19 protein-coding genes and 1 tRNA gene are annotated in these 19881 nt (G+C 72.6%); 8 read left to right on the plus strand and 12 right to left on the minus strand.

Annotation, left to right across the window (positions count from 1 at the left end; genetic code table 11):
• Nucleotides 1–123 precede the first annotated feature (123 nt).
• The gene (locus tag H5J30_RS03270; protein ID WP_181785623.1) at nt 124–1158 is read left to right on the plus strand and encodes a LacI family DNA-binding transcriptional regulator; all 1035 of its coding nucleotides are present in this window, start codon (nt 124–126) and stop codon (nt 1156–1158) included.
• Between the two features lie 13 nt (nt 1159–1171).
• On the opposite strand, the gene H5J30_RS03275 is transcribed toward H5J30_RS03270, so the two are convergent.
• Together H5J30_RS03275 and H5J30_RS03280 are read right to left on the minus strand one after the other, a co-directional pair.
• Nucleotides 1172–1930 carry a hypothetical protein gene (locus tag H5J30_RS03275; RefSeq protein WP_181785624.1) on the minus strand — a complete coding sequence of 253 codons (759 nt, stop codon included), beginning with the start codon at nt 1928–1930 and terminating at the stop codon, nt 1172–1174.
• Between the two features lie 110 nt (nt 1931–2040).
• Entirely contained in the window at nt 2041–2427 is a 387-nt protein-coding gene (locus H5J30_RS03280; RefSeq protein ID WP_181785625.1) for a peptidase inhibitor family I36 protein, read from the minus strand.
• A gap of 397 nt (nt 2428–2824) precedes the next feature.
• Here H5J30_RS03280 and H5J30_RS03285 point away from each other — a divergent pair, with 397 nt between their 5' ends.
• Nucleotides 2825–3961 (plus strand): polyprenyl synthetase family protein, encoded by a 1137-nt coding sequence (locus tag H5J30_RS03285; protein WP_181785626.1) that lies wholly within the window; start codon nt 2825–2827, stop codon nt 3959–3961.
• Between the two features lie 91 nt (nt 3962–4052).
• Here H5J30_RS03285 and H5J30_RS03290 read toward each other — a convergent pair whose 3' ends face one another.
• From H5J30_RS03290 to H5J30_RS03305, 4 genes are all read right to left on the minus strand, one after another.
• Nucleotides 4053–4634: a hypothetical protein gene (locus tag H5J30_RS03290; RefSeq protein WP_181785627.1), complete on the minus strand. Its 582-nt coding sequence runs from the start codon at nt 4632–4634 to the stop codon at nt 4053–4055.
• Nucleotides 4635–4700: 66 nt separating this feature from the next.
• A complete protein-coding gene (locus H5J30_RS03295; protein ID WP_181785628.1) occupies nt 4701–5219 on the minus strand; it encodes a DinB family protein in 519 nt (172 codons plus the stop codon).
• Between the two features lie 145 nt (nt 5220–5364).
• Entirely contained in the window at nt 5365–6066 is a 702-nt protein-coding gene (locus tag H5J30_RS03300) for a class I SAM-dependent methyltransferase (RefSeq protein ID WP_181785629.1), read from the minus strand.
• Between the two features lie 45 nt (nt 6067–6111).
• A complete protein-coding gene (locus H5J30_RS03305; protein WP_181785630.1) occupies nt 6112–6906 on the minus strand; it encodes an SAM-dependent methyltransferase in 795 nt (264 codons plus the stop codon).
• A gap of 102 nt (nt 6907–7008) precedes the next feature.
• Between H5J30_RS03305 and H5J30_RS03310 the strand changes: the two genes are divergently transcribed.
• A complete protein-coding gene (locus tag H5J30_RS03310; RefSeq protein WP_181785631.1) occupies nt 7009–8361 on the plus strand; it encodes a cytochrome P450 in 1353 nt (450 codons plus the stop codon).
• Between the two features lie 239 nt (nt 8362–8600).
• On the opposite strand, the gene H5J30_RS03315 is transcribed toward H5J30_RS03310, so the two are convergent.
• Nucleotides 8601–9017, minus strand: a complete 417-nt coding sequence (locus tag H5J30_RS03315) for a recombinase family protein (RefSeq protein WP_181785632.1) — start codon at nt 9015–9017, stop codon at nt 8601–8603.
• Between the two features lie 80 nt (nt 9018–9097).
• Here H5J30_RS03315 and H5J30_RS03320 point away from each other — a divergent pair, with 80 nt between their 5' ends.
• Genes H5J30_RS03320 through H5J30_RS03330 form a run of 3 tightly spaced genes read left to right on the plus strand, consistent with a single transcriptional unit; the run spans nt 9098 to nt 11413 of the window.
• Nucleotides 9098–10318 carry a helix-turn-helix domain-containing protein gene (locus tag H5J30_RS03320; protein ID WP_220188479.1) on the plus strand — a complete coding sequence of 407 codons (1221 nt, stop codon included), beginning with the start codon at nt 9098–9100 and terminating at the stop codon, nt 10316–10318.
• The gene (locus H5J30_RS03325) at nt 10315–10866 is read left to right on the plus strand and encodes a flavoprotein (protein WP_181785633.1); all 552 of its coding nucleotides are present in this window, start codon (nt 10315–10317) and stop codon (nt 10864–10866) included. Before H5J30_RS03320 ends, H5J30_RS03325 begins: the two co-directional genes overlap by 4 nt.
• Nucleotides 10859–11413, plus strand: coding sequence for a GNAT family N-acetyltransferase (locus H5J30_RS03330; RefSeq protein ID WP_181785634.1), 555 nt, complete (start codon nt 10859–10861; stop codon nt 11411–11413). The genes H5J30_RS03325 and H5J30_RS03330 overlap by 8 nt, the downstream gene beginning before the upstream one ends.
• Before the next feature lie 110 nt (nt 11414–11523).
• Here the strand turns inward: H5J30_RS03330 and H5J30_RS03335 are convergent.
• From H5J30_RS03335 to H5J30_RS03345, 3 genes are all read right to left on the minus strand, one after another.
• A tRNA-Glu gene (locus tag H5J30_RS03335) sits at nt 11524–11596 on the minus strand.
• Between the two features lie 126 nt (nt 11597–11722).
• On the minus strand, nt 11723–13129 hold the full coding sequence (locus H5J30_RS03340; RefSeq protein WP_181785635.1) for a GntP family permease: 1407 nt from the start codon (nt 13127–13129) through the stop codon (nt 11723–11725).
• Nucleotides 13130–13283: 154 nt separating this feature from the next.
• Nucleotides 13284–13820 carry a gluconokinase gene (locus tag H5J30_RS03345; RefSeq protein ID WP_181785639.1) on the minus strand — a complete coding sequence of 179 codons (537 nt, stop codon included), beginning with the start codon at nt 13818–13820 and terminating at the stop codon, nt 13284–13286.
• Nucleotides 13821–13937: 117 nt separating this feature from the next.
• On the opposite strand from H5J30_RS03345, the gene H5J30_RS03350 reads away from it, so the two are divergent.
• Nucleotides 13938–14717: a FadR/GntR family transcriptional regulator gene (locus H5J30_RS03350; RefSeq protein ID WP_309505419.1), complete on the plus strand. Its 780-nt coding sequence runs from the start codon at nt 13938–13940 to the stop codon at nt 14715–14717.
• A 196-nt stretch (nt 14718–14913) separates the two neighbouring features.
• Here the strand turns inward: H5J30_RS03350 and H5J30_RS03355 are convergent, their stop codons facing one another.
• Nucleotides 14914–17088: an MMPL family transporter gene (locus H5J30_RS03355; RefSeq protein WP_220188481.1), complete on the minus strand. Its 2175-nt coding sequence runs from the start codon at nt 17086–17088 to the stop codon at nt 14914–14916.
• 156 nt (nt 17089–17244) lie between these two features.
• On the opposite strand from H5J30_RS03355, the gene sigJ reads away from it, so the two are divergent.
• Entirely contained in the window at nt 17245–18180 is a 936-nt protein-coding gene (gene sigJ, locus H5J30_RS03360) for an RNA polymerase sigma factor SigJ (RefSeq protein WP_181785636.1), read from the plus strand.
• A gap of 97 nt (nt 18181–18277) precedes the next feature.
• Here the strand turns inward: sigJ and H5J30_RS03365 are convergent, their stop codons facing one another.
• Nucleotides 18278–19705, minus strand: coding sequence for a M20/M25/M40 family metallo-hydrolase (locus H5J30_RS03365; RefSeq protein ID WP_181785637.1), 1428 nt, complete (start codon nt 19703–19705; stop codon nt 18278–18280).
• Nucleotides 19706–19881: the final 176 nt, after the last annotated feature.

The following is a 19881-nucleotide window of genomic DNA, read 5'->3' on the forward strand; positions in this document are numbered from 1 at the left end:
CACTATCGCGCCCGCCGGAACCCCCACTTCGGGCACCCCGCCGCCACGCCCGCGGGACATCCCTAGAATTGGCGGGTTCGCGGCCCCGAAGGACCGCGGTCACCGGAGGCGGAGGGAACGGGCATGTCCCAGCAGCGACCGGGCGACGCCGGGGCGCCGACGATGCGTGACGTCGCCGACCGCGCCGGGGTCAGCACCATGACGGTGTCACGGGTCCTGAAGCGCGACGCCCGCGTCAGCGAGGGCACCCGGCGGCGCGTCCTGGCCGCCGTCGACGACCTCGGCTACCGGCTCAACGCGACCGCGCGCAGCCTGCGCCTGGGCGGCAGCGGCATGATCGGGCTGATCGTCACCAACCTCGCCAACCCCTTCTACTCGCGGCTCGCCCTCGGCGTCCAGGAGGTCGCCTCGCAGCACGGGCTGAGCATGCTGCTGAGCAACACCGGCGAGCAGCTGGACCGCGAGCGCGGGCTGGTGGAGGATCTGGCGTCGCGGCAGGTCGCGGGCATGATCGTGGTCCCGGCGGGCGGCAGCCACAGCCACCTCACGCCCGCGGCGCTGCGCGACATGCCCGTGGTGCTGGCCTCCCGGCCGCCGTCCGGCATGGAGGCCGACTGCGTCCTCGTCGACGACTTCGGCGGCGCCCGCGACGCCACCGCCCGCCTGATCGCCGCGGGCCACCGCCGCATCGGCTTCCTCGGCAACCCGCCCGCCATCCACACCGGCGCCGAGCGCTACCGCGGCTACCGCGCCGCCCACGAGGAGGCCGGTCTCGAACCGGACGACCGGCTCGTACGGCGCGGGCTGACGGACGTGGCGGCGGCGGAGCGGGCGGCGCTCGGGCTGCTGGCGCCGGAGGGTTCCGCGGACGCCGGAACCGCCCCCACGGCCCTCTTCTGCACCAACAACCGCCTCACCCAGGGCGCCATCCGTGCGGTCCGCGCCCTCGAACTGCCCGTCGCGCTCGCCGGGTTCGACGACTTCGACCTCGCCGATGTCCTCGGGATGCCGCTGACCATCGTGTCGTACGACGCCGACGAGATGGGCCGGCAGGCCGCGCGGCTCCTCATCGACCGCATCAACGGCGGCCCCGCCGCCTCCTGGCCCCCGCGGCGCACCGTCCTGCCCACGCACGTCCTGCGCTACGGGCCGCAGTGACCCGGCGGCGCCGTCAGACGTCCACCTCGTACGTGAGGGCGAGGTCGGCGTTGCCCGTCACCCGGAGCGGCACGCGCACGGCCGGGTTCAGGCTGTCGTTGACGGCCGGCAGGGCGGCGCGCAGGTCGGCGGGCGGCGGCTGGGTGTAGAGGTCGAAGCCCTCGTCGAGCACGGCCCGGAGGCCGGGGGCGGCGCACGTGTAGTTCAGCAGCCGGTCGTGGGTGGTGTGCTGGACGTGCAGTTCGACGGTCTCGGTCGCGTACGCGGCCGCGAGGAACTCCTGCACGTTGCCCTCCCGGAGCAGCAGCCCGGTGTCCAGCTCGACCGCCATGGCGGGCATGACGAGCGTGGCGCGCAGGAACCCCTCGTGCGCGTCGAGGTACAGCACCGCGCCGTCGGCGGCGACCGCCTCGCCCAGGCCGTACAGGTCGGCGCGCAGCCGCGGCGTCATCCGGACGACGATCCCGGGGCGGCCGGCGAAGCCCATGAAGACCACGCCGTCCTCCTCGGCGAACGTGCGGTGCTGCATGACGACGGCCACCGGTCCGGTGCCGGGCGGATGGAGCGAACGGGCGTGTGCGGCGAGCCGGTCGGTGAAGCTGGAGACCGTGATCCGCGGGAGCTGCCGGTCGCCGAGCAGCAGCCCTGGCCGGTCGGCAGGACCGGGCTTGCGGGGGTCGATCACGTTGACCGAGATGCTGCCCGTACCGCCGGAGCGGCCGGTGCCGCCGCGCGGAGTCTTCCCTCTGCGGTCACGTCGCCAGAACGCCATACGGGAACGCTAGCGGGCCCGTATGGGGACGGGTCCCGGAACGGCGGAGGCGGCGGCGGGGGGGCGGGGGCGGCGGGCCCGGAGCGGCGGGCCCGGCGCGTACGGCGTCGTCAGCAGGACATGCCGTTGGGCTCGTCGATCTCGACCGAGCTGAAGAAGTCCTGGAAGGACGAGAAGAAGTTGCCCTTGCCGCCGGGGCTGGTGACGGCCATGCAGCCGGCGTAGTCGGCGTCGGACCACAGGTTGATCCAGTAACCCGTCCGGTTCCAGTCCGACTTGGCGCGGTCGTCCATCCCGACCGCGGCCAGGTCCGGGGTGTCGTCCTTGAGGGCCACCATGTCCCCGGTGCCGTCCGCGCCCGAGAACAGGCAGTAGTGCTCCGCCGGACAGCGGTCGTAGCCGTCGGCCACCGCCTGGGCGGACGCGCCCGGGGCGGCCAGCAGGGCGGCGGCGGCCGCGGCGGTGGTGACGAGGGCCGCGTACAACTTCTTGGTCATCTCTCTCCTCGGTGGGGGGCACAACCTGAACAACACCCCGCCGCCCACGGGTGACCCGGGGCGGCGGGGGAGCCGACCAGGAGCGGCGCACGCCGCTCGGTTCTCCTCGGACGATCGCTGCGGCCGACAGTCCGAGATCTGATGGTACGCACCGAGTTTGGAGCATTCATCCCAGGGCGTCAACGTGGCCTCTGCGCACGCGACTCGACGAGGAGACTGCCGGAGCGTATGCAGACGGACTGTGCAACCGCTTGGCGCCGACTTGGCACCGCTTCTTCGCCGGTCGGGAATCCAAGCCGGCGCCCATTCGCTCTCCAGTGCGGCACGAGGCGACCGGCCGATAATGAGTGCAGCGCACGGATGGTGGAACTGGCCTGCGGGGGAGGTCGATCCGGTCATGACCGCGGAGGAGAACGCGCCTTTCCGCCCACCGGCGGACCGGGAACGCCCGGAGACCGAGGCGGATTCGGCAGCGGACCTTGCAGCGGACTCGGCGGACCTGGCCGTGTCCACGGTCAGGCTCCTCACCCGCGTCACGGCCCGCATCGAGGACTTACTGACGGCCGAGCGCAAGACGTGGGGCGACGTCGACGCCCGGATGACGCGGCCGATAGACGCGATCGCCCACCTCGTCGGGGCCGGCGGCAAGCGGCTGCGCCCGACGTTCTGCATCAGCGGCTACCTCGCCGCCGGCGGCGCACTCGACGGCGCGCAGGCGGAGGACGCGGTCGTCTCGGCCGGCGCCGCGCTGGAGCTGCTGCACGCCTTCGCGCTCATCCACGACGACGTCATGGACAACGCCCCCACCCGCCGCGGCCGTTCCACCGCCCACATGAAGCACGCCGGCATCCACGCCGACCACGGCTGGGCGGGCGAGGCCCGCCGCTACGGCGAGGGCGCCGCGATCATCGCCGGCGACCTGGCGTACGGCTACGCCCACACCGCCGTCGAGGCCCTGTCGGGTCCGGCGCGCCGGGTGTGGAACCACCTCGGCACCGAGATGATCCTCGGCCAGCAACTCGACATGTCCCTGGCCGCGGAACTCGCCCCCGACCCGGCCCTGGCGCGCTACGTCGCCGTCTGCAAGTCGGGCCAGTACACGATCCACCGCCCCCTGTCCCTGGGCGCGGTGATCGCGGGCCGCGACGACCTGAACGAGGTCTTCGAGGCGTACGGCGTGGCGGCGGGCGAGGCGTTCCAGCTCCGCGACGACCTCCTCGACGCCTTCGGCGACCCGGAGGTCACGGGCAAGCCCGCGGGCCTCGACATCAGCGAGCACAAGATGAACCTGCTGCTCGCGCTGGCGGCGACGAAGGACGCCGAGGTGGCGCGCCTGGTCGCGGACGGCCGGCACTGGGACGCGGACCGCCTCCACGGGGCGCTGCTGGCGTCGGGGATGCGGCAGGAGGTCGAAAAGCGCATCGGCGAGCTGGTGGCGACGGCCCGCGAGGCACTGGAGAACGCGCCGCTGGCACCGGGCTGGCGGCAGCGGTTGGGGGAGATGGCGGTCCAGGTCGCGTACCGCGACCACTGACGCCGTCCTCTGCGGACACCGCGCCCTCGTCCCCGGGTCGGTCGGGGACGAGGGCGCGGGAGCGACCGGTTCGGCGCGGCACCGGCCGGTGCTACGCGCCGGGGAGGTGGCCCGTGAACGTGGTCTGGAAGAACGCGTTCTTGCGGAAGTGCTCCAGATACCGCGGGTCGCTCACCTGGAGGGTGAAGGAGGCGGACGTACCCCCGTCCCCGTCGATTTCGAAGTCGTCGTCCTCGGCGATCTCCCAGGAGACGATGATCTCCTCGGTACGGCGCGCGAAAGCGCCGGGCTCCGGCACGAGGTCGATGTAGTGGACGCCGTCCGAGAAACCCCGCCCGCCGTACGGGTGGATGCGGCCCCGGTAGAACTCCTCCGCCTGCACGCGCGGTATCCGCACCTCGGTGGAGCCGTCCTCCAGCAGGAATCCCTTCTTGTCCACGCGCGCCTTCGGGCCGAAGTACAGCTCGTACAACTCCTTGAACTCGGCCTCCATCGCGGGCGATACGGACCCGGGACCGAAGTCCCCGCGCTCGTTCCAGCCCTCCATGATGAGCTGGAGCCCGAAAGCGGGTCCCTGGTTGAACCCGTAGTTGTCGGGGTCGCGGTACTGCACGGTGCCGGAAAGGGTGGTGCCGCGGGTCGCATCGGTGTAGACGTCGAAGATCATGGTCATGCGGCAGGAGCCTAGTGAGCGGGACTGACATCGGGCCCGATACGGAAGAAGCGGCAGGTCACCCGCTCAGTAATAGCCCTTTGCGCCGTCGATCAGCTCCCGGACGATATCCGCGTGCCCCGCGTGCCGCCCGGTCTCCTCGATGAGGTGGGTGAGGATCCAGCGCAGGTTCGCCCGGTTCCGCGGGAAGTCGGGGTGGCGGGCGACGTCGTCGAGGGAGGCGGCGGCGATGATCTCGTCGCTGTGGACGCACTGCGCTTCGTAGTCCGCGAGCACCTGCGCGAGGGTGACGCCGTCGGTGGACCAGTCGGCGTCCTCGGGCGCGGACTCGTCGAAGGCCGGGTTCGGCGTGCTGTCCCCGCCGAGGAACACGACGTCGAGCCAGGTGTGCTCGGTCCAGCGCGCATGGACGAGGAGCCCGGCCATGGTCATGAGCGGCGAGGTCGGGACGACGGAGCGGCGGGCGTCCTCCTCGCTCAGGCCGTCGCACTTCCACCTGAGGATCTTGCGCTGGAGTTCGAGCCAGCCGGTGAGCGAGGTGCGTTCGTCGGCGAGGAGAGGAGGACGTTCGAAGGTTCGCGACATGGTTGCGGACGTTAGCGCGGGCGGTGGCGAGTTTTCGACGTGTTTTAGCGGGGACGGGCGCCGGTCACGCAACCGGCTTTTGGCGGGCGCCGGTCACGCCTCCGGCCTGGCGGGCGGCTTCCACCCCTCCCGCCGGTCGGCGCCGTCACGCCTCGGGCTTCCTCGCCATCACCACCACCCCCGGCCCCGTCTGCCCGTCCCCCGGCAGCCGCAGCTCCGCGACCACCCGCAGCCCCGCCCCTTCGACCAGCGCCGCGAACTCCTCCGGCCGCCACCTGTGCGTCGTCCAGCGCACGCCCTCGCTTCCGTACGCCTCCGTCCGCACCACGTCCCCCTCCCCCACGTGCGTCGCGGTGAGGAAGTGCCCGCCCGGCTTCAGGGCGCGCGCGAACGAGGCCAGCACCTGGGGCAGCACCTCGCGCGGCAGGTTGAACAGCGACCACCACCCGAGCACCCCGCCCAGCGACCCGGCGTCCAACTCCAGCTCGGTCGCCGACGAGACGCTGAAGCGGCACTGCGGATGCAGCCGGCGGGCGTTCTCGATCATGCCGGGCGAGAGGTCCACACCGGAGACGTCCAGGCCGCGTTCGGCAAGATACGCGGTCACCTGGCCCGGACCGCAGCCGACGTCGAGGACGGGGCCGCGGGCGGGACCGGAGCCGGCGACGGTGTCGGCGAAGGCGTCGACCGGGGCCTTGAGCCAGGGGTGGCGGCGGATGTCGCCCATTCCCGTCGTCCGGAGCAGGTGGGCGTAGTTGTCGGCCACCTGGTCATAGGACTTGCGGACGGCGTCGAGGTCTGCCGGGCGGTCGATGCGGGGTGCGGGAGTGGGTACGGGAGCGTGCATGCGGCCAAGGTAAGGCAGAGGTCTGACAGCGGAACGGTACGGCCGTCAGTCCTTGCGCCCCACGCCCGCGTAGATGCCGATCTCGCCGTACCGCGCCGGCGGCGGGGTGTCCGGGCGCCAGAACGGGACCTGCACCAGGCCGGGTTCGACGAGGCCGAAGCCGTCGAAGAACGGCTCGATCTCCGCGTACGGGCGCAGGTTCAGGCCCGCGGTGGCCTTGTTGTAGACGGCCTGCGCGTCCGTGCGGTCGGCGAAGTCGCCGGTGGCGTGCGAGAGCACCAGGTAGCTGCCGGACGGCAGCGCGTCGCGCAGGGTGGCGACGACCTGCCGGGGCTCGTCCGCGTCGGTGAGGAAGTGGAGCACCGCGACCAGGAACACCGCGACCGGCTCGTCGAAGTCGAGGACCCGGCGGACGTCGGGGTGGTCCAGGATGGCCCGTACGTCCCGGACGTCGGCCAGCACGATGCTGGTCGCACCGGAGTCGCTGAGCAGCGCGTCGGCGTGGGCGCGGACGATGGGGTCGTTGTCGACGTAGACGACGCGCGTGTCCGGCGCGGTCTCCTGGGCGGTCTCGTGCACGTTCGGGGCGGTGGGCAGGCCCGTACCGATGTCGAGGATCTGGCGGATGCCGCTGCCGACGACGTGGCGGACGGCGCGCTGGAGGAACGCGCGGTTGGCGCGCAGGCCGATCCGTGCCTCGGGGGCGGCGGCGACGAGTTGCTCGCCGGCGTGGCGGTCGACCTCGTAGTTGTCCTTGCCGCCCAGCAGGTAGTCGTAGATCCGCGCGGGATGCGGCCTGCTGACGTCGATCTCCTCGAAACGGAAACCGTCCGGTGTCACACTGCGCTCCTCTCGACGAACGCCACAGTAGTACGGCGCGGGGCTCCTGCCCCGTCGGCGGGTACGTGGAACCATGTGCCCCACCGACGGAGAAGGAGTGCCATGCCCGACTACGGCATCGAGCGGATACCCGGACCGTCCGCCGCGAGCGAGAGCGACGGCGTCAAGGCGATCACGGCGGCGGGCGGGCTGCACAACTATCAACTGATGCTGCACGCCGAGTACGGCCCCCTCGTGCGGTTCCCGTTGCCGGGCGCGGACATGGCGGTGTCGGTCGCCGACCCCGTACTGCTGGAGGCCACCGCGGAGGTCGACAAACGGCCGGAGAAGCTCTTCGAGTTCCTCGCCCCCCTCCAGGAGTCGGGCAACCTCCAGACGCTCCCGGCCGCGGAACACGGGCCCTGGCGGCGCGTGATGCTGTCGGTGCTGGCCGGCCGGCCCGCGCACGAGGCGCACTTCACGCAGTTCGCCGCGCTGACGGCCGCGATGGCCGACCGGTGGGCGGAGCACGCGGCGCACGGCCCCGTGGAGCTGCAGAAGGACCTCAGCCGGCTGTCGCTCCAGATGGTCTGCGAGTTCGCCCTCGGCAGCGGCCTGGCGTCCGAGGAGTCCGCGGGGCGGGTCGTGTCGGCCTTCGAGGACCTGCTCACCGACTACCTCGCGCGGCTCTACCAGGTGGACGTGGCCGGCCCGGCGGAAGAACGCCGCGCCCGCTCGGACCGGGCGCTGGCCTACCTCCGTACGACGGTGGACGAGGTGCTCGCGGCACACCGGGAACGCGGCCCCGCCGCGGAGACGGACCACAGCGACATGATCGCGGCCCTGGTCGCGGCGGACGAGTCGCCGGCGCGGATACGCGACACGGTGCTGATGACGATGATGGCCGCGCAGCACACGACGGGCGTGGCCATCTCCTGGGCGCTCTACCTGCTGTCGCAGCACCCCGACGCCGCGGAGCGCGCCACCACCGACCTGGACCGGGTCCTGGGCGACCGCACCACGCCCACGTACGCCGACCTCAGGCAACTCACCTACCTGGACACCGTCCTCCGCGAGGCGATGCGCCTGTACCCACCGGGCCCGTACGGCGCCCGCGAAACCACCGCCGAACTCCGCCTCGGCGACTACACCCTCCCCGCCGGCACGACGATCTTCTACCCGTTCTGGGCGGTCCACATGAACCCGGCCCACTGGCCGGACCCGACCCGCTTCAACCCGGACCGCTTCACTCCGCAAGCCTCCGCCACCCGCCACCGCCTCGCCTACATCCCGTTCGGCATCGGCCCGCGGAGCTGCGAAGGCGCGGCACTGGCACTGGTCGAGGCGAAACTGGTCCTGGCGGTCCTACTGAAGCGCTTCAGCCTGACGCTGGCACCGGACCAGACGGTGACACCGGTGGAACGCTTCGTCCTATGGGCAGCCGAAGACATCCACATGAACCTCACCCCCCGCTGACCACGCACGCCCGCCCCCTGGCCGGAGGATTCGGACGGCCTGGGGGCGGGAGTTTCAGTGGGGGTGTCTGCGGAGGAGAACGTTGGCATCGCTGACGGCCGACAGATCCCCCACCGCGCGGGCCGCGGTCCGGTCGGCGACCAGTTCGGCGCACCGCCCGCACCCGGGAACCGGGGCAGCGTCCGGAGGAGGGAACGTGGCGGACAGGTAGCCCTCCGTCGCGGAACGGCGCTCGGCGCTCACGGCCGCCTCCTCGGCGTCGGCGGGGCGGTGACGGTGATCCGGCCGTGGCCCAGGCCGAGGTCATCCTCTCCGGCCGTGGTGACGCAGTACCCGCCGGCCTGATGGACGGCCCGCCGGAGGACGGCGGATCCGTCCCGGTCCCGGCTGATGCGGTCCCACGAGTCGACCAGGCACACCGCGCGGGCAGCGGTCCGGCGGCGCATCGCGTACGTCATGCCGTCCCACCGGGGGCGCGGCCAGTTCGTCAGCGCATGATCCGCGCGGTCCACCCACTCCCCGGCGATCACCCAGCCGCGCTCGACCGCGTAGCCGCGGCAGCGCTCTATGCGCTCGTCCAGTGCGGCGGTCGCCAGCGTGGAGCACCGGTCGTAGATGAAGGCGGCAATCGGCGGCGCGGCCGTACCCTCAGGCATCGTCTCAGCCCTTCGGTCAAGTTCGGGTGCTCAGAAGGTAGGACGCGGTATACCAATGAGGGGCACACAGAGTGTGTGCCTTGTCGCAGGGGGCCACCATAAACACTGCGGGTATCGGCCGCCGGATCGCATACTGGCGCGACCGCCGCGGCTTCACCCAGGAAGACTTCGCTCGGCTCATGGGCCAGTCGAGGCGGTGGGTGCAGTCACTTGAAGGCGGGCAGCGGCAGGCCGATCCGCGGTTGAGCGTCCTCGCACGCGCAGCCGACGTACTGCACGTACCCGTGGAGCATCTGTTGTCCGACCAGCCGCCCGGCCCCGAAGCAGGCGCCGCACCACCGGCTGAGGTGCTGGCCGTCGTCGATGCCCTGTACCCGTTGTCGAGCACCCTGCCGGACGATGACCCACCCGTGCTCGACGTGCTGCACCGACGGCTTGAATACTGCTGCGCCGCGTTCCAGGCGTGCCACTACCGGGCCCTTTCGAGGGATCTGCCGCCGCTGCTGACCGGCGCGCAGAGAGCAGCGCACACGGCACCACACGATCGCGTCGGCGAGGCCCACGCCCTGCTGTCGCGCGCCCTTCAGCTGGCGACGTCGTTCCTGCACAAGTACGGGGCCGGGGCGGCGGTTCAGGCCGCAGTCGTCGCCGACCGGGCGTTGGCCGCGGCAGAGCGTTCCGGCGATGCGGTGCAGATCGGTGCCGCTTCGCGACGAGTGGCCAAGAGCCTGATGTACCAGCAACGCCCACAGGCCGCCGTCGACTACGCCCTCGCGACCGCCCGCCGTCTGGAGCCGGATCTCTCCGCCCGCGGGCCACTGGGGTTGTCGACGCTGGGGATGCTGTACCTGAACGCGGCGCTGGCCGCCGCCGAGTGCAACTCGGCGGATGCCCTGATCGACCGGGCCCAGGACGTGGCGGAGCGGCAAGGTGCGGACCTGGACGAGGACTACACGATGTTCGGGCCGACGAACGTGGGGCTGCACCGGGTCGACATGTTCGTCAGGTTCGAGGACGGATGGTCCGCGCTGGACACCGCTGCGGGATTGGAGCCGTCGGCGGTCGCGGACATGTCGCGCGAGAGACGGGCCAGGCATCATCTCGCCCGTGCACACGCAGCGTTTTTGACGCGGCAGAAGGACGCTGCCGCGAAGGAACTGCTCACGGCGGATGAGCTGGCACCCGAGGAGGTCGAGGGCCGCCCGGAACCGGTGAGTCTGGTGACAGACGTGCTGGGGGCGACGCCCCGGCCCGGAGGGCAGTTGCGTGCGCTGGCGAGGCGGTGTGGACTCCCGGCATGACCCGCGTCCTGTACCTGATCGCATGTGCCGCCGGGCCGACCGAGCATGTGGACGACGGACTGCGTGCCGCCCAGGCGGAGGGATGGGACGCGTGCCTGGTCCTGACCCCGTCGGCGGCCCGCTGGTGGGAGCCGCGGCTTGCCGAACTCGCGGCGTTGACAGGCCATCCCGTCCGGTCGCAGTACAAGTTGCCCGGCGAGAAGGACGCCCTCCCGAAGTGCGACGCGATGCTGGTGGCTCCGTTGTCCTGCACGTCGTTGTGCAAGTGGGGCGCGGGGATCGCGGACACGCTGGCCCTCGGCCTGGTGTCGGAGGGCGTGCACATGGGCATCCCGGTGCTGGCCATGCCCTACTTCAACCGGGCACAGGGCGCCCAGCCGGCGGTCGCGCGCGCGGTGGAGACCTTGCGGTCGCAGGGTGTGGTGTATCTGGATGGCGCGGAAGGGTACGAGCCTCATCCGCCGCGCCACGGGAACGCGGCGGGCTTCCCATGGGACCGGGCCCTGGACGCGACGGCGACGGCCGCGCGGAGGGAGCCGCATGGCTGAGGTCGCCGTGCAGCGTTACGAGGGGGCCGCGGCGGCGGAGAAGCTTGAGGCGTTTCTGCCCGCGTACCGGGAGGTCTACGTCGAGCCGCCGTACTGCGAGGGCCCGGACGACGTCGCCGGCTTCGTCGAGCTGTTCGCCGTCCAGGCCGGGCGGCCCGGGTTCCGCGTTGCGCTGGCCGTTGGCGGCGGCGAGGTCGTCGGCTTCGCCTACGGCTTCCGCCTGCCGCCGGACACCGGCTGGTGGCGCAATCTCCTTCAGCCCCCGCCGCCCGGGTTCGCCGCCGAGGACGGGCAGCGCACCTTCGCCGTCATCGAGCTGGCCGTTCGCAAGCCCTGGCGGCGGCAGGGGGTCGCGCGGCGGCTTCATGCCGCTCTCCTCGGAGGGCTGGCCGTGGAGCGGGTAACGCTCACCGTGCGGCCTGAGCCCGAGGCAGTGCCGGCTCAGGCCGCGTACGAGTCGTGGGGGTATCGGAAGCTCGGCAAGTCCCAGCCGGGTGCCGCCGCCCCGGTGTACGAGGCGATGGTCCTGCAACTGCGCCCTTCCTGAGGCGGGGCACGATCATGGTCGTGTTCCCGCTGGGCCCCCGTGGGGCCCCCGAAATCTGGACGCGGCAAGGCCCCGACCGCATAGATGCTGGTCAGGGCCTTGGGTGTGGGTGCCCCCAACGGGATTCGAACCCGTGCTACCGCCTTGAAAGGGCGGCGTCCTGGGCCACTAGACGATGAGGGCCGACGGCCCGCCGGGGCGCTGGGTGAGCCGCGCTCGGGGGCTCCAGCAGGATATGGGATGGCGGGGGAGATCGCCAAAACGATTCCTTCTGGTGCGCCAGAGCCCGTCCGGCGGGCCCGGCGGGGGTCAGGCGATGACGAAGAGGAGTGAGGAGAGGCCGAAGGCCGAGAGGCCGATCGTCGTCTCCATCACCGTCCAGGTCTTCAGCGTCGTCTTCACGTCCATGTTGAAGAACCGTCCCACCAGCCAGAACCCCGAGTCGTTCACGTGGCTGGCCGTGACCGACCCCGCCGCCGTGGCCAGGACGATCGCCGCGAGCTGCACCGCGTTGTAGTCCGCGGCCAGGACCACCGGCTGGATCAGGCCCGCGGCCGTCGTCAGGGCGACCGTCGCGGAGCCCTGGGCGATGCGGAGGGCGGTGGCGACGACGTACGCGACGACGATGACCGGCAGGCCGGTGTCGCTCATGGCGTCGGCGAGGGCGTCGCCGATGCCGCTGGCGCGCAGGACGCCGCCGAACATGCCGCCGGCGCCGGTGATGAGGATGATCGCGCAGACCGGGCCGAGCGCGGAGTCGACGAGCTTCTCGATGGTCTCCAGGCCCTTGCCGCGGCGGGTGCCCAGGACGTACGAGGCGACGAAGACGGTCAGCAGCAGCGCGACCGGTGTCGAGCCGAGGGCGCGGGCGACGTTGTACCAGGACTCCGTGTCCTCCACCCAGCCCGCCGCGCGTGCCGTGTCCAGGCCGGTGTTGGCGAAGATCAGCACCAGCGGGAGCATGAGCAGCGCGATGACGGTGGACGCGCTCGGCGGGTCGGGGTCCTTGTCCTCCTGCGGGCCGCCGGTGAGGATGTCCGGCACCTGGAGGACGATCTTCTTGCCGATCCACACGCCGTAGAGGTAGCTGGTGACGTACCAGATCGGGATGGCCATCACCACGCCGATCGCCACGACGAGCCCCACGTCCGCCCCCAGCAGCTCGGTCGCGGCGACGGGGCCGGGGTGCGGCGGTACGAAGACGTGCATGACGGAGAACGCGCCGGCGGCCGGCAGCCCGTAGCGCAGGACGCCGCCGCCGAGGCGGCGGGCGACGGTGAAGACGATCGGCAGCATCACGACGAGGCCGGCGTCGAAGAAGATCGGGAAGCCGAAGATCAGCGACGCAAGGCCGAGCGCGAACGGGGCACGGTCCTCGCCGAACTTCCGGATCATGGCGTCCGCGAGGCCCTGCGCCCCGCCGCTGACCTCCACCAGCCGGCCCAGCATCGCGCCGAGGCCCACGAGCAGCGCGACGCTGGCCAGCGTCGAGCCGAAGCCGTCAGTCGCCACGGGGATCACCTGGGCGGCCGGGATGCCGGCGGCGAAGGCGGTGAGGATGCTGATGGTGACCAGCGCGAGGAACGCGTGGACGCGCAGGTAGATCACCATGAACAGGAGCACGGCCACGGCCGCGCCGGCTATCGCGAGCAGCGGGCCCGCGGACATCGTCTGGGTCCAGTCTTCGACCTCTTGGGCCAGATGCACCGTCGTCATCGGAAAAGCTCCATCGCTTCTCGGGTACGGGGACGGGTTTGTGGTCGGAATGCGGGAGGGGGAGTCGGGAGCGGGTGGGTGTTGCGGGTCTGCGGGCGTGAGGCGTTACGGGACGCGCGGGCGCGCGCGCCGCTGTGCGCGGTGGGGCCCCGCGTTACGGGCGCGGGGTGGTCACCGCCGGGCCCAGGCGCCGCAGCGCCTCGGCCGCCACCTCCTCCGGCGTCCCCCCGATGTCCACCACCACCCCGTCCTCGTCCGCCCCCAGCGGCTCCAGGTCCGCCAGTTGCGAGTCGAGCAGCGCCGGCGGCATGAAGTGGCCGGACCTGCCGCCGAGTCGGCGGGCCAGGGTGTCGTGGTCGCCGTGCAGGTGGACGAAGCGGACCCGCGGGCCGGCGTCGCGCAGGACGTCGCGGTAGGCGCGCTTGAGTGCGGAGCACGTGACGATCGCGTTCTCGCCGGCGTCCGCCCACGCGGCCAGCCACGCGGCGATGGCCCGCAGCCAGGGCCGGCGGTCGGCGTCGGTGAGGGGGGTGCCGGCGCGCATCTTCTCGATGTTCCTGGCGGGGTGGAAGTCGTCGGCCTCCGCGAGCGCCCAGCCGAGCCGGTCGGACAGCAGCCGGGCGACGGTGCTCTTGCCGGCCCCGGAGACACCCATGACCACGAGCCCGGTGTGGGTGCCCGGGGTGATCAACCGGTGCGTAGAAGGCGGTGACATGAAGCCCCCCTAGAATGGTGTTACCAATCGCTGGGAAAGGTAGCACCAATGACGGAGACCGGGGAAGGGTCCCGCCCGGGATACTCTTCAGAAGTGGAGCTACGGGGCGTTGGCCATGGGAAGCGGGAGCACACGGCGGCGTCCCCGCCGCCCCCCGCCACCGACGCCGCCGTCCTGCACAGCTCCGTCCTCGACACCATCGGCGAGGAGATCACCGGCGACGCCCTGCCCGAGGGCCACGTGCTCACGCTGGAGCAGATCCGCGAGCGCTTCGGCGTCTCCCGCACCGTCGCACGCGAGACCATGCGGATCCTGGAGTCGATGGGCCTGGTCCGCTCGCGCCGCCGCGTCGGCATCACCGTCCAGCCCCGCGCCTCGTGGAACGTCTACGACCCCCGCGTCATCTGGTGGCGCCTCTCCGGCCCCGGCCGCAACGCCCAGCTCCGCTCGCTGACCGAACTCCGCATCGCCGTCGAGCCGCTCGCCGCCGGGGCCGCCGCCCGCAGCGCCTCCGCCGCCGAGCGGGACCGGGCGGTCGAGATCGCCGCCACCCTCCGCGCGCTCGGCGAGGCCGGCGACCTCGACCGCTTCCTGGCGGCGGACGTCGCCTTCCACACCCTGCTGCTCCAGGCCAGCGGCAACGAGATGTTCGGCGCGCTCGCCGACGTCGTCGCCGTCGTGCTCCAGGGACGTACCCAACTCGGCCTCATGCCCCACCACCCCGAGCCCGCCGCCCTCGACCTGCACGAGGCGGTCGCGGACGCGGTCGCGGGCGGCCGGCCGCGGGATGCGGAGACCGGGATGCGGGAGCTGCTGGCGGAGGTGCGGCACGCGATGCTGCCGCTGTGGGAGCCGGGCACCCGCAAGGGCTGAGCGCGCCGGACGCCGTTCCGCGTACGTCCAGGGCGTACGTCCAAGGCGACCGCCCCGTACGCGGCGGTCACCCCCATCCGCGCCCCGTACGCGCCCCTCCTCCCCCGTCCCCGTACGGCAAAGGGCCCCGCCGGTCCTCCATTGACGACCCGCGAGGCCCTCCGCCGCTCGTCCGGCTCCCCCGGCCGGCGGCCGCTCAGTGCTTCTCCAGCTCCACCTTCGGCAGGATCCTCGCCAGCGGCGCCGGCATCCACCACGCGCGCTTGCCCATCAGCTCCATCGCCGCCGGCACCACCATGCACCGGATGATGACCGCGTCGACGAAGATCGCCACCGCGAACGCGAAGCCCGCCTGTTGCAGCAGCCGGGTGGGGCTGAGGACGAAGGCCGCGAAGATCACGATCATGATCGAACCGGCCGCCGTGATCACCGAGCCGGTATGGGCCAGGCCCTCCCGTACGGCGCGCGACGGGTCCCGGTCCTCGGAGTTGACCCATTCCTCGTGCATCCGGGAGATCAGGAAGATCTCGTAGTCCATCGAGAGGCCGAAGACGATCGCGAAGATCATCACCGGCACGTACGCCTCGATCGGTCCGCCCTCGAAGCCGAGCGCCCCGTCCTGGAAGACCAGCTTCATCGCGCCGAGCGCGGCGCCGATGCTGAGGAGGTTCAGGAACGCGGCCTTCAGTGGGATGAGCACCGAGCGGAACACCGCCATCAGCAGGACGATCGACAGCCCCACCACGATGATCATGAACAGCGGCATCCGGTCGCCCAACTGGCCGGCGTAGTCCTCGGAGGCGGCCGTGGCTCCGCCGACGAGGTACTCCGCGCCGTTGTCCTCGGTCAGCCCCGGCAGCACGTCGTCGCGCAGCGTGCCGACGAGCTCCGTGGTCTGCTCGTCCTGCGGCGAAGTGGTGGGGAAGACGAGGACGGTCGCGGCCTCGCCGTCCGGGGTGGCCGTCGCGGGCGCGGTGGCGGCGACGCCCTCGGTGCCGCGCAGCGCGGAGCGCACCGCCGCGGCAGCGTCCTGGGCACTGCCGTCGCCGCCTTCGGTCACGATCAGCAGCGGGCCGTTGAACCCGGGGCCGAACCCGTCGGAGAGCAGGTCGTACGCCTGCCGGCTGGTGGAGTCGTCGGGGTCGTTGCCGGCGTCGTTGAAGCCGAGGCGGATGCCCAGCGCCGGGAAGGCGAGCGCGCCGAGGAGGATCGCGGCGGTCACCAGGGCGGCCAGCGGGCGCTTCTGGACCGCCGCCGCGAGCTTCCGCCAGCCCTCGCCGTCCGCGGACTTGCCCTTGGCCTTGCGCTTCTCGGCCCGCTTGGTGAACTGGCGGGCGAAGCGGTTGCCGAAGATGCCGAGCAGCGCGGGCAGCAGGGTCAGCGCGGCGAGCATCGTCATCAGTACGGTCAGCGCCACCGACAGCGCCATGCCCTGGATCGAGCCGAGGCCGAGGGCGGTGAGGCCGAGCAGCGCCAGGATGACGGTGCAGCCGGCGAAGAACACGGAGCGGCCGGCGGCGTCCATGGCCGTGACGGTGGCCCGTTCCGGTTCGGCGCCGCGCACCAGCTCGGCGCGGTAGCGGGCGAAGATCAGCAGCGCGTAGTCGATGCCGACGCCGAGGCCCACGAGGAACATGATCGGCGGGGTCCAGGACGCGATGGTGAAGAGGTGCGACGCCAGGACGATGACGCCGACCGTCGAGCCGACCGCGAAGAGGGCGATCACGATGGGCAGGCCGGCGGCGATGAACGTGCCGAACATCAGGACCAGGATGACCAGCGCGGCCACCAGGCCGACCATCTCCCCGGTGCCGGTCTCGCCCTCCGCGAGCAGCCGGACCGCGTCACCGCCCAGCTCGACCCGGAGCCCCTGGCCCTCGATCTCCTGCGCGGCGTCGACGATACGTTCCGTGTCGTCCAGCGGCATGTCGTCGGACGCCACCTCAAGCCGCACGGTGGCGTAGCCGATGGTGTCGTCGTCGGCTATCGCGGTCCGGTTGTCGTAAAGGCTCTGTACGCCGCCGACGTTGGGCAGCTCCGCGACCTCCGCGAGCATCGGGTCGACGCGCTCCCGCACGCCGGCCAGCCCGCCCTGGTCCTGCAGGACGATGTCGATGGTGTCCGCGGCGCGCTCCGCGCCGTGCTCCTTCAGCAGGTCGGCGGCGGCCTGCGCCTCGGTGCCGGGAAGGGAGGTGTCGTTCTTGTAGGAGTCGCCGACGGCGGTGGCGATGCCCCAGACGCCGGCCAGCACCGCCACCCACAGGGCCAGGGCGATCCACTTGCGGCGGTGGGCGAAGCCTCCGACCCGGACGAACACGCCCTTCTGAAGGGGCGGTTCCGCGGTTTCTTCTCGGTCATCGGTAATCGTCATGATCTCTTCCCCGGAGGGTCGTCAAGCGTCCCCGGGGTGGGCCCCGGGCTTCCGTAGCCTGTTGACGACGCAGCCCTCCGGGGTGTGACATGGATACTCGCCGGAACCGGGCCGTGTCACCACGTGACAGGCCATTCGTCTGAACGGGACGGGGCAATGACGAAACGGGACGCACGGGACACCGGACCGGACGCCGGACGAGGCGCCCCGCGGGATGCGGAGGAGCAGCTCGCGCGCTCCTTCGAGGCCAACCGGCCGCGGCTGCTGCGCGTGGCGTACACGATGACCGGCTCCCTGGTGGAGGCCGAGGACTGCGTGCAGGACGCGTGGCTGCGGCTGCGGCGGCTCGACGACCCCCGTTCCGTACGGGACCTGGGCGCCTGGCTGACGACGACGGTCAGCCGGCTGGCGCTGGACGCGCTGAGCAGCGCGCGGGCGCGGCGCGAGCAGTACGTGGGCACGTGGCTGCCGGAGCCGCTGGTCGCGGACCGCTCGCACGACCCGGTCGACCGGGTGACGCTGGACGAGTCGGTGAGCATGGCGCTGCTCGTGGTGCTGGAGCGGCTGTCGCCGGCCGAGCGGACCGCGTTCGTGCTGCACGACGTGTTCAGCGTCCCGTTCCCGGAGATCGCCGAGGTCGTCGGCCGTTCCCCGGCGGCGGTACGGCAGTTGGCGTCGCGGGCGCGGCGGCAGGTGGAGGACGGACGGCCGCGGACGCCGGCGACGGCGGCGGAGCAGCAGAAGGTGGTGGAGGCGTTCACCGCGGCGTGCCAGGACGGCGACCTGCCGGGGCTGATCGCGCTGCTCGACCCGGACGTGGTGCTGCGCGGCGACGGCGGCGGCAAGGTCGTCACGCTCCAGCGCGCGGCGCGCGAGGCGGCGCGGGTGGCGCAGATGATCATCACGTACGCGGGCAAGGTGGGCCCGCTGAACATCCGGCCGGTCGAGGTCAACGGGGTGCCCGGGTTGGCGGTCCGGGCCGGGACCGGGCAGCTCGCGGTGCTGTCGCTCACGGTCGACGCGGGGCGGATCACCGCGATCGACATCATGCGCAACCCGGACAAGCTGGCGATGGTCCCGGACCTGGACTGAGCGGGGTACGGCAGCCGGGAGCGGCAGCCGGATAGGGCAGCCGGGTGCGGCCGCCGGACCGGCCGCACCGGCTGCGGCGCCCGCGGCGTCGCGGCGCTCAGCTCCGCGGGACCGGGAAGGCCACCGGGCTGCGGTGCCCGGCCCGGTTCACGGCCCGTACGCCGAAGAAGAGGTTGTCCTTCGACGCGCGCACGGTGTGCCGGGTGGCGTCCCCGACCGCTTCCACGTGCGTCCACTCCGCCGCCGTCGTCTCCCGCCGCACCACCTCGTATCCGGCGAGGTCCGGCTCCGTACCGCGGTCCCACACCAGCTCCGTGTCGTTGGTCAGCGCGGAGGTGACGATGCCCACGCCCGTCGGGGTGCCCGGGGCCTGGGCGAGGGTCCAGACGGCGGCGAGGTTGACCCGCGCGACGCGCGCGATGTAGCCGAAGTCGCAGAACTCGGGCAGGTCGCCGTACTGCTTGCCGTCCTCCACGCGGACGTCCTGGTGCTGGTGCGCGTAGTCCTCGGCGGGCTCGGTGAAGCGGGCGGCGGGGAAGCGGCGTTCGAGGAAGGGGATGTGGTCGCCGCCGCGCAGATAGCGGTCGCGGCGGTAGATGACGCGGACGTCCATGCCGGTGGCGTCGTTGTCCGCCACGTCCCGTACGAAGCGGGCGAGCTGGCGCGCCGGGGAGTCGTTCTCGCCGCCGACCGAGCGGCGGGTGTTCGCCTCGTCGGGGGTCTCGGCGGTGGGCACGCCCTCGGCGAAGAGCCGCACGGTACGGGGGTCGCGGGTGCCGTCGTCCGCGGTGGAGCTGCCGACGATGTCGTTGGTGAACATGCCCTGGACGCGGGCGCCCCTGGCCCGGAACTGCTCCGCCATGTGCGCGGCCCCGTACAGCCCCTGCTCCTCCCCCGCCACCGCGGCCAGCACGATCGTCGCGGCGGTGCGGCGGGTGGCCAGCACGCGGGCCAGCTCCATGGCGACGGCCACGCCGGAGGCGTCGTCGTCGGCGCCGGGGGCGTCGGAGGTGGCGTCCATGACGTCGCCGGCGCGGGAGTCGTAGTGGCCGGAGACGACGTAGACGCGGTCGGGGTCGGTGTCGCCGCGCAGGGTGGCGAGGACGTTGGTGATGCGGGTGGGGACGGGGATGCGGTTGGCGGGCTGCTGGACGTACGACTGCAGCTCGACGGTCATCCTGCCGCCGGACGCGGCGGCGTGGTGGCGCAGCCGGCGGTGGATCCAGTCGCGGGCGGCGCCGATGCCGCGGTCGGGGTCGTCCTGGGTGGAGAGGGTGTGCCGGGTGCCGAAGGCGGCGAGGCGGCGGACGTCGGCCTCGATGCGGTCGGGGTCGACCTCGGCGAGCAGGGCGCGCAGTTCGCGGCCGGGGCGCTGGGCGGTGGCGGGCGGCCGGTCGGCGGGGCCGGGGGCCGCCGCCGGGTCCGCCGCGGCGGCGGGGGCGGCCGCGACTCCGGCGGCTGCGGTGGCGGCGGCGCCGGCCGCCAGGACGGTTCTGCGGTTCGTACCTCGCGGTTGCGGTGACACGGGGTCTCCCCTCCACGGCTGCATTGGCAGTGGTCATGTCAACTACGGGCGCTGCCATGCTCGTTGACGCGGTCGCACCTGACAACCCCGCGAAGCGACCTCGCGTCGCGACCCGGGAGGGGGTACGCACCGGGGGCACGGCAGCGCGGAGACGCGGCGGAGACGCGGCGGAAAGC

It is taken from the genome of Streptomyces phytophilus (assembly GCF_013870535.1).
Taxonomy (GTDB): domain Bacteria; phylum Actinomycetota; class Actinomycetes; order Streptomycetales; family Streptomycetaceae; genus Streptomyces; species Streptomyces phytophilus.

What these genes read in the sequence shown, in the direction of transcription:
- H5J30_RS03285 (WP_181785626.1), top strand. Translation starts at nt 2,825, where the DNA reads ATGACCGCGGAGGAGAACGCGCCTTTCCGCCCACCGGCGGACCGGGAA.
- H5J30_RS03340 (WP_181785635.1), bottom strand. Translation starts at nt 13,129, where the DNA reads ATGACGACGGTGCATCTGGCCCAAGAGGTCGAAGACTGGACCCAGACG.
- H5J30_RS03290 (WP_181785627.1), bottom strand. Translation starts at nt 4,634, where the DNA reads ATGACCATGATCTTCGACGTCTACACCGATGCGACCCGCGGCACCACC.
- H5J30_RS03295 (WP_181785628.1), bottom strand. Translation starts at nt 5,219, where the DNA reads ATGTCGCGAACCTTCGAACGTCCTCCTCTCCTCGCCGACGAACGCACC.
- H5J30_RS03355 (WP_220188481.1), bottom strand. Translation starts at nt 17,088, where the DNA reads ATGACGATTACCGATGACCGAGAAGAAACCGCGGAACCGCCCCTTCAG.
- H5J30_RS03310 (WP_181785631.1), top strand. Translation starts at nt 7,009, where the DNA reads ATGCCCGACTACGGCATCGAGCGGATACCCGGACCGTCCGCCGCGAGC.
- H5J30_RS03280 (WP_181785625.1), bottom strand. Translation starts at nt 2,427, where the DNA reads ATGACCAAGAAGTTGTACGCGGCCCTCGTCACCACCGCCGCGGCCGCC.
- H5J30_RS03330 (WP_181785634.1), top strand. Translation starts at nt 10,859, where the DNA reads ATGGCTGAGGTCGCCGTGCAGCGTTACGAGGGGGCCGCGGCGGCGGAG.
- H5J30_RS03315 (WP_181785632.1), bottom strand. Translation starts at nt 9,017, where the DNA reads ATGCCTGAGGGTACGGCCGCGCCGCCGATTGCCGCCTTCATCTACGAC.
- H5J30_RS03275 (WP_181785624.1), bottom strand. Translation starts at nt 1,930, where the DNA reads ATGGCGTTCTGGCGACGTGACCGCAGAGGGAAGACTCCGCGCGGCGGC.
- H5J30_RS03270 (WP_181785623.1), top strand. Translation starts at nt 124, where the DNA reads ATGTCCCAGCAGCGACCGGGCGACGCCGGGGCGCCGACGATGCGTGAC.
- H5J30_RS03325 (WP_181785633.1), top strand. Translation starts at nt 10,315, where the DNA reads ATGACCCGCGTCCTGTACCTGATCGCATGTGCCGCCGGGCCGACCGAG.
- H5J30_RS03300 (WP_181785629.1), bottom strand. Translation starts at nt 6,066, where the DNA reads ATGCACGCTCCCGTACCCACTCCCGCACCCCGCATCGACCGCCCGGCA.
- sigJ (WP_181785636.1), top strand. Translation starts at nt 17,245, where the DNA reads ATGACGAAACGGGACGCACGGGACACCGGACCGGACGCCGGACGAGGC.